Annotated in this window: 6 protein-coding genes; 3 read left to right on the top strand and 3 right to left on the bottom strand. The window is 41.2% G+C overall.

The window, feature by feature from the left end:
* The coding region (locus tag L1264_RS18375; RefSeq protein ID WP_235404352.1) for a TonB-dependent receptor at window positions 1-3,049 on the bottom strand (3,049 nt) is incomplete at its 3' end.
* A gap of 493 nt (window positions 3,050-3,542) precedes the next feature.
* Here L1264_RS18375 and L1264_RS18370 point away from each other — a divergent pair.
* Window positions 3,543-3,956, top strand: a complete 414-nt coding sequence (locus L1264_RS18370) for a VOC family protein (RefSeq protein WP_199527479.1) — start codon at window positions 3,543-3,545, stop codon at window positions 3,954-3,956.
* 208 nt (window positions 3,957-4,164) lie between these two features.
* On the opposite strand, the gene L1264_RS18365 is transcribed toward L1264_RS18370, so the two are convergent.
* Together L1264_RS18365 and L1264_RS18360 are read right to left on the bottom strand one after the other, a co-directional pair.
* Window positions 4,165-5,202 carry a methionine synthase gene (locus L1264_RS18365; protein ID WP_199527480.1) on the bottom strand — a complete coding sequence of 346 codons (1,038 nt, stop codon included), beginning with the start codon at window positions 5,200-5,202 and terminating at the stop codon, window positions 4,165-4,167.
* An 11-nt stretch (window positions 5,203-5,213) separates the two neighbouring features.
* Window positions 5,214-6,191: a DUF1852 domain-containing protein gene (locus L1264_RS18360; RefSeq protein WP_199527481.1), complete on the bottom strand. Its 978-nt coding sequence runs from the start codon at window positions 6,189-6,191 to the stop codon at window positions 5,214-5,216.
* Window positions 6,192-6,566: 375 nt separating this feature from the next.
* Here L1264_RS18360 and L1264_RS18355 point away from each other — a divergent pair, with 375 nt between their 5' ends.
* Window positions 6,567-7,376, top strand: a complete 810-nt coding sequence (locus tag L1264_RS18355; protein WP_135926767.1) for a sulfite exporter TauE/SafE family protein — start codon at window positions 6,567-6,569, stop codon at window positions 7,374-7,376.
* A gap of 127 nt (window positions 7,377-7,503) precedes the next feature.
* On the top strand, window positions 7,504-8,640 hold the full coding sequence (locus L1264_RS18350) for a serine hydrolase domain-containing protein (RefSeq protein ID WP_199527482.1): 1,137 nt from the start codon (window positions 7,504-7,506) through the stop codon (window positions 8,638-8,640).
* Window positions 8,641-8,737 lie beyond the last annotated feature (97 nt).

Here is an 8,737-nt window from a genome sequence, read left to right as displayed (position 1 = left end):
AACCATTACCGAAATCATGTTGTAACTGAAATTCAAGCCCTTTTACTTTTTGCTCACCTGTATTGAAGTAAGAACTAACAACGTAGTCTCCGTATATTGAGTAACCGTTATCATCTGTTTTCCCTTCATCCCCTAGGTAACTTAAGTCTTGAACTTGAGATGATGATCGCACCATATCTTTAATATCTTTTTGAAAGGCTGTAATGGCAAAAATAGATGACTCAGCAAAGTACCATTCTACGCCTACTTCAGAGTTGACTGATGAATATGAACCTAAGTTTGGATTACCAACCGATCCTCGGCGCTGCGAATCCATTGGTAGGCGCTCAGCATCTCCATTTGGGGTTAAATCTTGCTGTCTACCGTCAGTGTAGAATCGGTAGCGTTCGGTTACTAAGCTAAAGTTACTTCTGAGCTGAGTAAGGCTCGGATGAGAAATATTCTTTGACGCGGCGGCTCTTAGAACAAGATCGTCAGCAAGGTCATAAGCAATATTAAAACTTGGTAAATAGTCTTTAGTACTACTTTTTTGCACAAGCGGCGAATACTGATTAAAACCAGCAAGACCCGCGACATAATTTGGATCGGTTTCATCAATAGGGTATGAAAGAAGCTGACCATTTTCATCTTTTGCCACTTCATTACCGACAGATTCTCGTTGTGTGTCGACTACGCGAATACCTACATTACCTCTGAATTTTTCACCACTGAAGTTTGCCATTGCATAATAGGCTAGTAATTCTTCAGTTACTTTATAGGCTGATCCTGCCGATTCAGTTAAACCAGAACGACAGCCATAATAGTTTTCAGGGTTTGCTGAGTTTGCGATTGCATCTACACAAGCACCTTCATTCGGTGTGCCTTCTGAATTGAGTAATAAAAAGTGATCATTGAGCAACGAGTCACGTTTTGCTTGGTCGATATCAAAATATTCATTTGGTATATCATGACCCGCAGAGTCTAAGCCAGATACCGTACCACCTACAATTTGCTCTGCCAGAATGAGAGGGAAATCACTTGATTCATTTGCATAGCCATGAAAACGCGCTCCTTCTGTATAGTAGCGCTGTGTACGTTCTATATCGCGATACTTAGCGCCAAATTTGATGCTATCAATATAAAAGTCATTCTCGAAAGACCACGTAATATCTCCTTGCAGAAAATCTTCGGTGTTTTCACGGTAGCGAGCAGAGTTATTTAAGCCACCTGTTAGTAAATAAAACTCGTTAGTAGGCGCAAGCAAGAAGTTTTTAGCGCGCTGTTGTGCATCGATAAGCGCTTGCCCTGTTAGTGATGGGTCAGCCTCAAGCCCCCAATATACTTTGCCGGTATCGGGGTTATATCCATACCCTAAATTGACCCCTTCATAAGTTGGGATTTTTAAAGATGCATCGTCACCTGAGTAAAGCGTTTCGTAATCCCCATAACGACTGGCAAGTGTGGTTCCACGATCGAGTACGGTACTCTCTGCTTCTGTGTGACCAGCTTGAAACTTCATTACAAAGTCATCGTGTTCAAAATCAACAGTAAGATGGTAGCGATTTTGTTCAGTTTCGGTGCCACTTCTATCGTTTGAGTCGCGACGGATCATTTCACCCCATCGAATATCGCCATCGTAATAGTTGTTACCATCCCAGACCATGCCTGCACCGCGAACTAAATTAGTGCCATCAATAGGGTAGGTTGCTGATAAAACAATATCGCGTTCAGGATCCATCACGAGTCGGGGATCTATGCCAGGCACTTCGTTGCTATACAGCAGTTGCACAATACGGTGTGGTTGAGCATATAAATTGTCATTTTTATTATCTCGATCAGACTTATTCTGATTTATCTCTAGGTTTAAACTTAAGTTATCAATAGGTGCCCACTGAAAGTTTAAAGTTGTATCTAGGCGGCTTTCATCGGTTGAGAAAGCTGGCGCGTAGACCATGTTACCTAATGTTCTAGCAGGAGTTTGACCTAACCCTGCTTCTCTTCTGCTACCCCAAAAAAGCCCCCATACTGGGTCAATATAAGTTGGGTCTATCACTTCATCTAGTTGCCCCCAATTTTGTGTATAGTTGTTCCATACACCAGAGTTACTGGGATCTTCTGTTGGCCAATAAGCACCATTATTTGCGACTGCTTCTAAGTCACCGTAGGTATAACCATTTAACGCCATGTGACGTGTAATGATTAGGGCATGATTGTTCATATGGCGCAGATTGATATCGCTGCTCGCACATGCTTCTGTAGGACACTCTATTGCATCTGTTTGTGCAAAGCCTGTGCTGATCGCGCCTTCATTACCAGCAATACCATCTGATTCAAAACCGGTACGAAATGCCTTGCGTTGTTGATGACTTACGCTAATTGAAGCGCCAAACTTTTTATTTTCAGAGACAAAGTTATAGGCTGTTGATACTTGGGGTGAATACTTCTTTGAAGAGTCGTTATACTCTGATTCAACATTAAAATACCCATAGCCATCTTCTTGTTCCAAAGGTTTTTTAGTATGTAATATGACGGTGCCGCCAATACCACCGGCATCAAGGTCGGCACGGGCTGATTTATGGACTTCAATTTTAGAAACACGCTCTGCTGGAATATTTGAAAAATCAAAGGCATTACTTTCTGATTGGCCTGGTAAATAGGATGCTGATTTGGCTGATTGACCATTAACTAGGGTATTGGTTAGTTCGGGTGACGTGCCACGAATAGACACTTTAGAGCCTTCACCAAATTGTCGCTCAATTTGTACCCCAGCCACACGTTGCAACGCTTCAGCCATATTTTTATCAGGGTTTTTGGCAATATCTTCTGTATTAATAGAATCAACAATAACATCTGAATATCGTTTGTTATTCAAGTTCTCACGCAAAGATGAGCGAATACCTGTTACTTGAATAACTTCGATTTCTTCATCTTTGAGATTTTTTTCTGAATTTTTATTTGTGGGTAAGTCCTTTTTCACCTCTTGTGAAAAGGTTGGCATTGACATACTTGCAGTCAATAGCATTGCTGACTGAACTGCAATGGTCATTTTAGATAAGCGAAGAGCTTTCATTTTGCACCTTTCAAATTTGTTATTATTTTAATCTGACTCGTTGTTACTGAGCATTAATAGCGAAACTAAGACCCTTAAAGGATCTTGCTTTTTAATTACCAGTGACCGAAATACAACACCTATACAGTCGCTGCTTAAATTAAAATAGTACAAATATATAACAGATCAAGAATATTTTATTATTTATTTGGTGTTTTTGGATTTTCTTTTGTTTTGTACCTAAAAATCTTTAACTTTTTGTATTTAATTGTTTTTTTCGTTTTGGGGACGAGGTGGTTTTTCTGGTGTTTATATATACATGATCAATTAAAACAATTGGTTGAGCTTTTTTGGTGTCTTTTCTTTGAATATTTTATTCTTTATTTTCTTGTTTTTTATCCGCTGATATTGCTGTGCTGCGGCTTTAAACTGTCATTCACTTAATCAGTTGTTTTGTTTTTCGTTAATAGGCACACTGATAATCCAAATGGGTTTTATGCAGCAAGGTTTTGTAATGAAAAATGAGATAAAGCAACACATCGGCAGTGTTGCACTGGTGGTAAATGATTACGATGAAGCCATAGCCTTCTACACCGAAAAATTACAATTTACATTGATTGAAGATACCGATTTAGGCGAGGGAAAACGGTGGGTTTTAGTCTCGCCACCGGGTTCTAATGGTACACACCTGCTACTTGCAAAAGCCAGTAATCAACAGCAAATGCACGCTGTTGGTAATCAAACCGGTGGTCGAGTATTTTTGTTTTTACACAGCAATGACTTTTGGCGTGATTACAACAGCATGAAAAGTAAAGGTGTTGTATTTAATGAATCACCAAGAGAAGAGCCTTACGGCACTGTGGTGGTGTTTCAGGATTTATATGGCAACAAATGGGACTTGCTTGAGCTTAAACACCCTAAAGGTTAACAGTGGCGCTAGGGATTAAGTTCTCGGGCGCGCGAAACACGTTTCACGCTTACGTATAATCCGGCTCTATTCCAAATTTAAAATTTGACGGGCTAAAGCCCGACCTACAAGGTCGTCATTTATGCCGACAAGGGATGAGGTAGATGCACACCTAGCATCTCGAACCTCGCAACTTCCCCCCCTTTCCCCTAGAAACTCGCAACTACTCTTAGAGCCTAGCCGCTAGAATCTCCCCCCTCACAATTTCTGCACCTTTACTTAGCGCACTGAGCTTGGCGCTTGCTATGTGGCGAGGGAGGGGAGCCATACCGCAATTTGTGCATGGATAAAGCTTATCGGCATCAACATATTTAAGCGCCTCACGTAATGTGTGTGCTACCTCGTCAGGGGTTTCAATTTCATTGCTTGCTACATCAATGGCGCCAACCATCACTTTTTTGCCGCGTATCAGTGCTAATAGCTCAATAGGTACGCGAGAGTTGTGGCACTCCAGCGAAATAATATCGATATTCGACTTTTGAAGTTTTGGGAATACTTCTTCGTATTGGCGCCATTCATTGCCCAGTGTTTGTTTCCAGTCAGTGTTGGCTTTGATGCCATAGCCGTAGCAAATGTGTACGGCGGTTTCGCACTTTAAGCCTTCGATTGCTCTTTCTAGGCACTTAATGCCCCAGTCATTCACATCATCGAAGAACACATTAAACGCAGGCTCATCAAATTGAATAATATCAACACCCGCGGCTTCGAGCTCTTTTGCCTCTTGATTGAGGATTTTGGCAAATTCCCACGCCAGTTGTTCACGGCTTTGATAGTGCGCGTCGTACAAGGTGTCGATCATGGTCATAGGCCCTGGCAGCGCCCATTTTATAGGTTGCTTGGTCTGCGAACGTAAAAACTTCGCGTCTTCAACAAACACTGGTTTGCTGCGTGATACCGGGCCAATCACACTCGGAACACTTGCTTCGTAGCGATTACGAATGGTTACGGTTTTACGGTTTTCAAAGTCAACGCCATTTAAGTGTTCGATAAAGGTCGTTACAAAGTGCTGGCGGGTTTGCTCGCCATCGCTCACGATATCAACGCCAGCTTGTTGTTGCTCTTGTAAGGCAACGCGTAGTGCGTCTTGTTTGCCGTCGTTAAGTTCTGCGCCTTGCAATTTCCAAGGCGACCATAAGGTTTCAGGCTCAGCAAGCCAAGCAGGTTTTGGTAAACTGCCTGCTGTAGATGTCGGTAATAACTTTTTCATTTTTACTCTCATTAAATAGTGCAGTTAGCAGACCACTTCTCAAGTACTGATTGATAAGGCTTAATAAAGTGTTGTTCAGTAAATTTACCTTGTGCAACAGCCAGTTGGCTGCGCTCTTCACGGTCGTAAACGATTTGCGTGATAGAGTGATCGTTGTTTCTTAAATTTGGTTGATAGCAACTACCCGCCACGGCATTGGCGTTATAAATTTCTGGACGATAAATTTTTTGGAATGTTTCCATGGTGCTAATCGTACTGATCAACTCTAAGTTGGTGTAATCGTTCAGCAAGTCACCAAAGAAATAAAACGCCAGCGGAGCAACCGTGTTTGGTGGCATAAAATAGCGCACCTGTAAGCCCATTTTTTTAAAGTATTGCTCGGTTAATGACGACTCATTCGGTTGATACTCAACACCTAAAATCGGGTGTTGGTTTTCAGTGCGATGATAGGTTTTATTATCAGAAACGCTTAAACAAATAACAGGAGGTTTTTTAAAGTGTTGTTTATAGGTTTCTGAATTTATAAAGCTTTTAAAAAGTTTGCCATGAAGATCACCAAAGTTATCTGGAATAGTAAACTCTGTTTTGTTTTTATTATGGTCAAGCAATAGCACGCTAAAGTCGTAATCACGTACATACGATGAAAAGTTATTACCAACAATTCCTTCGATACGTTCATTAGTTTGGTGATCAATGATGTTGGTTTTTAATACCTCAATAGATGGGAAAGCTTCAGCGCTCCCCGCAATTTCTAAATCAACCGAAATGATTTCAAGTTCTACTGAATAGCGGTTGCCTTGCGGGTTATCCCAATTTGCTAGTGCATTAAAGCGGCTATCAATCATTTTTAATGCATTACGCAAATTTTGTTGACGGCTTGCGCCTCGTGCCAAGTTAGCAAAGTTAGTTGTAATACGCGTGCTGTTAGATGGGTGATAATTTTCGTCTAGCTTTAAACTTTTAACTGTATATTTAAAATCGTTGTTCATAGCAATGTGTCCATATTTCCTGAGATAAATGATTGCTGCTCACCTTCCTTAAATCGCTAGGTCATTAACTTTGAGGTGGCTTGGGTATCAATTTATACGTGCTTAGTATCATGAAGAAAAACGTTTTTATTTCAGGTAAAACATGAGGCAGATTCATAAATATTTACTGTTTTAGTAAAACTTTTAGGAACGGATAGTGAAAAAATGCTTTTAAGTCATTTTGGACGTCTAGATTTCTAAATTGATTTGTTGGAGTTGCAGTAATTTCATATAAAACGTGAGTAATATTCACTACTTAACAGGACTTTTGAGAGCAACACCGTACTTTATTGTTGTTATACTCGGTTCCCTAAATCAACAACACAGACAAATACAATGAACGAATTAATCGTGCTTATTATTGCTTGCGCCGTACTTGGCAGCGGGGTTGGCTTTTTAGCTGGGCTATTAGGAATTGGTGGCGGTTTGGTGATTGTGCCCATATTAAGCATGATCTTGCTGCACTTTCAGGTGTTACCAGCTGAGCAAGTTGTGCTGGTGGCGATTGCTACATCGCTTGCCTCAATTCTGTTTACTTCAACCTCATCAGCTATTGCCCACCACAAAAATGGCAATGTGCCTTGGCAATTGGCTCCGTGGGTGATGACAGGGGTTGCATTAGGCGCACTTATCAGTGGCTTTTTGGCTTCACTATTACCAGAACATGTAGTGCGAATTGTATTTGCTGTGAGTGTATTGCTTATTGCACTAAAAATGATTTTAGGCAGTAAAAATGATAGCCAAACAACACGCTCGCTACCTAATAAAGGCCTTTTAACATTTTATACAAGCATCACGGGGGGGCTGTCTGCCATGATAGGCATTGGCGGTGGTGCGGTACTTGTGCCGTTACTGACGTTTTTCTCGGTCGATATGAAAAAAGCTATTGGCTGTGCTTCGGCGTGCGGTATTGTCATTGCGCTATTTGGCTCAGTGGGTTACATCAGTTCTGGCAGTCAGTACTTTACATTAAAAGAAGGCTTTGCTGGTTTTGTTTATTTGCCTGCCTTGTTTGGTATTGTTTGTACTTCGTGGTTTACCGCGCCATTAGGTGCAAAAGCAACGCATCATTTACCTGTGTCTACCATCAAAAAAATCTTTGCGGGGCTATTGGTAATTATGGCTGTGAATATGCTCATAAAGTAGTATTAACTTATTAATTCGACAAGGCGAAAGTCGTTTGTTAATGTCAGTTAAGCAGTTTTAGGCTGCTTAATTGCCTTTTTTCGAAAGCTGTAGGCGCTATTTAAGGACTATATTTAAGGAAAATGTTATGGAACGTCGGTGTTCTCAAGCGAGTAAAAAAACGCTAAGCTCTTTATTTGTTGCTCTATCGCTGGTGGCTTTACCTGTGACTGCAGAGCCTACAAAGCCTCTCGAAACTCACCACGCTTTAATGGGGCAAATTCTCAATGCAAATCAACAAGCTCCCCTTACAGGTTTTGCACTTCATGTGATTGTTGATGATGGACATGCTTTTTCAACGGCAAAGCAAAGTAAAGAAAATGCGCCGCAAGTTATTAACCCAAATAGTTTATTTAGAATTGCCAGTGTCACTAAAACCTTCACTGCGGCAACGGTGCTACGTTTGCATGAAGAAGGTAAATTAAACCTTGATACAACGCTTGATAAGTTAATTTCTGACGACTTTTTTGCGCTTCTTGAAAGCGATGGCTATGCCCTAGATAAAATGACGCTAAAGCAAGTGCTGAGTCATACGGCAGGGTTATACGATCACGCCCAAAGCGATCAGTATTTAGCTGGCATAATGGCAAATCCGCAGCGAGATATTATGATGCGCGAGCAAATTAAAGGGTGTGTAGAGTGGGGCGACCCAGTTGGTAAACCTGGTGAACGTTTCTCATATTCAGATACCGGGTATGTGTTACTCGGCCATATTATTGAAAGAGTGACAGATTTACCGCTACCTGAAGCGGTTCGCCAATACTTAAGTTTCGATAAAAATCATATCGAAAATGTGGTCTGGGAACGTGGTGATACAGTTGCTGTGGATGAGTCGCGACGCGTACATCAATATTTGCATGGCACCGACACTTTTAATTGGAGCCCAACAGTCGATTTATATGGTGGCGGTGGGCTTGTTGCCAGCCCAATCGGTATGGCTAAATTTTATCAGGCTTTATTTTCAGGTAAGGTCTTCAAACACTCAGAAACGCTCAAACTCATGCTATCTGATAAAGGCTTACCTGCAGATAGTCCTTATCGTTTGGGTGTATTCGCAAAAGAATATAACGGCACGTTAGTTTATCAACATGGTGGCTTTTGGGGCACTTTGGTGATGTATGAGCCAACAACGCAGGTGGTGGTCGCAGGGGCTGTTACTCAGCAAAAAGATTACGATCAGCTTGAAAAAGTCATGAGTGACTATTTAACCTTACAAGCAAAATAACCCTCTAAACACGGCAAAATCTAAGCTGGCGCACAGATGCGCCAGATTCTTTCTTTAGTTCAATTTAAACTAAGTCATCAAGAAAAATAACTTGCGC

This window comes from Pseudoalteromonas sp. APAL1, from assembly GCF_021532475.1.
Taxonomy (GTDB): domain Bacteria; phylum Pseudomonadota; class Gammaproteobacteria; order Enterobacterales; family Alteromonadaceae; genus Pseudoalteromonas; species Pseudoalteromonas lipolytica_C.
This window is presented reverse-complemented; position numbering and strand designations above follow the sequence as displayed.